General features: G+C 56.6%; 3 protein-coding genes. 1 reads left to right on the plus strand and 2 read right to left on the minus strand.

What is annotated here, in order from left to right:
- Nucleotides 1–187: hypothetical protein (locus FYJ79_RS12300; protein ID WP_229771476.1), on the minus strand; the 187-nt coding region annotated here is incomplete at its 3' end.
- Between the two features lie 64 nt (nucleotides 188–251).
- Nucleotides 252–1,442: an RNA-guided endonuclease InsQ/TnpB family protein gene (locus FYJ79_RS12305; RefSeq protein WP_229771477.1), complete on the minus strand. Its 1,191-nt coding sequence runs from the start codon at nucleotides 1,440–1,442 to the stop codon at nucleotides 252–254.
- On the opposite strand from FYJ79_RS12305, the gene tnpA reads away from it, so the two are divergent.
- On the plus strand, nucleotides 1,335–1,751 hold the full coding sequence (gene tnpA / locus FYJ79_RS12310) for an IS200/IS605 family transposase (protein ID WP_154518904.1): 417 nt from the start codon (nucleotides 1,335–1,337) through the stop codon (nucleotides 1,749–1,751). The genes FYJ79_RS12305 and tnpA overlap by 108 nt on opposite strands.
- The last annotated feature ends 157 nt before the right edge of the window (nucleotides 1,752–1,908 follow it).

The following is a 1,908-nucleotide window of genomic DNA, read 5'->3' on the forward strand; positions in this document are numbered from 1 at the left end:
CGCCACCCAGCAGGCTCTTCATGTCGAACCCGCCCGAGCTGCCGCCGGAGCGCGCCGCTTGGCTGCCACTGCCGCCCAACTGCCGCGACAACCCATCCATGATGCCCTGCACGTCCATGCCACCACGGCCGCCTTTGCCACCACTGGCCTGATTCATCAACTGCTGGAGAATCTTGCTCGCATTCATCCTTGCTCCCCCTTCGGGTCATCATCGTGAATTGATCGGTTCTGGTTTTGACGTCCTCCCCGCCCTAAAGGACGGGGATTCCAACTTCTTGAGGGCAACGTCCTGCCCCGAGGCTGAGGATATTCCGGGCCGCATTCACGTCCCGGTCGTGGAGTACACCACACTCCACGCACTCCCAGACCCTTACTCGCAACCCGTTGACGCCCTGCGGCCCGCTAAGCGAGCCGCACGACGAACAGGCGCGGGTGGTGTTGGTTTCGCGAACGACCTTGAAGACGATGCCTGCGTGAGCGCATTTATATTCCAGCATCGTTTTCAGTTGTGACCAGCCAGCGTCGTAGACGCTTTTGGCCATCCTGGTCTTCGCGAGCCTGGTTGAGGAAACATCGCCCACGACGATTTCGCCGTACTGGTTGACGAGTTTCCGGGAAAACTTGTGCTGCGCGTCCTGGCGACGGTTCTTGATCTTGGCGTGAATAGCTTTTACCCGCCGCTTGTTGCGGGCACGTTGGGCTGTCGCCAACTGGTCTTCCATGCGGCGGTAGAAGCGGCTGTTTTCCAGCCTTCCTCCATCGCTACAGGTGGCCACATCCTTGAGCCCAAGGTCGATGCCAACGGCGCCCTGCCCAAGCGTCGGCTGCACGTCCACCTCGACCGCAACATTGAAATACCACCGGCCCCGGCTATCTTCGTTGAAACTGCCGGCACGGAACTTGTATGTCGACAGGCCGTAGCTATCCCACACCTTGAAGTAGGTGCCGTTGTGAAATACCTGCCCGTTCTTCCACTTGGCCGCGCCGGTATTGACCGGAATCCAGCCAAGTGAGCGGCGTACACCGCCGGACTTGCGCCAATTCAAGCGGGGCTTTTTGAACTGCTTGCGGCGGGCAACGTATTCAGCAGCGATGCATTGCAGCGTTTGGCTGTGCAGGCCGAGGTCCTTGCCAGCACCCTTGGTATAGGGGTGCATGTCGTAGGCAGACAGAAACAGACCTTTCTCCCGAATGGCTCGGGAAGACAGTTCGTTGAGGTAGTTCCAAACAAAATTCACGCTGCGGGCCATGCGGTTAAGCTCGGCGGCGTGTTTGTCCTTCACTCGAACCTTGAGGGTCTTGGTCTGCTTCATGGCTTCGAATATACTTGGTCTATGGAAACCAAACAAGCTATCAGAACAGGAAGACACTGCGTTTTTAAACTCCATGCCCATTTGGTATTTGTCACCAGGTATCGGGGCAAGGTGTTCACCGGCGCGCATCTCAACTCCCTCGAATTGCTTTTCGACCGAGTGTGTCGGGACTTCGAGGCGGAGCTACAGGAGTTCAACGGTAAAACCGATCACGTCCATTTGCTTGTCAACTTTCCACCCAAAGTGGCGGTATCCAGGCTGGTGAATAGTTTGAAGGGGGTATCCAGCCGGCGGATGAAGTTACTACACCCTGAACTGGTGCAGCCCGCCTACCGGAAGAACTCGCTGTGGAGTCCAAGCTACTTTGCGGGAAGTGTCGGAGGCGCCCCCCTGAGCATGGTCAAGCAGTATATTGAGCAACAATCGAGGCCGGACTAGGGGCGCTCTCGCGCCCCTCGCTATCCATCCTCGCACTAGAAGTACGAGGTTTTTCGCGATGTTCGATAAAAAGGCTTACTCCCAACGTTGTCGGGAGTATAGACGGGAAAACAAAAATTTCAAATAAATCAATTATTTGCTAACGATAAGCCTAACA

This window comes from Sharpea porci (genome assembly GCF_009695655.1).
GTDB classification, from domain to species: domain Bacteria; phylum Bacillota_I; class Bacilli_A; order Erysipelotrichales; family Coprobacillaceae; genus Sharpea; species Sharpea porci.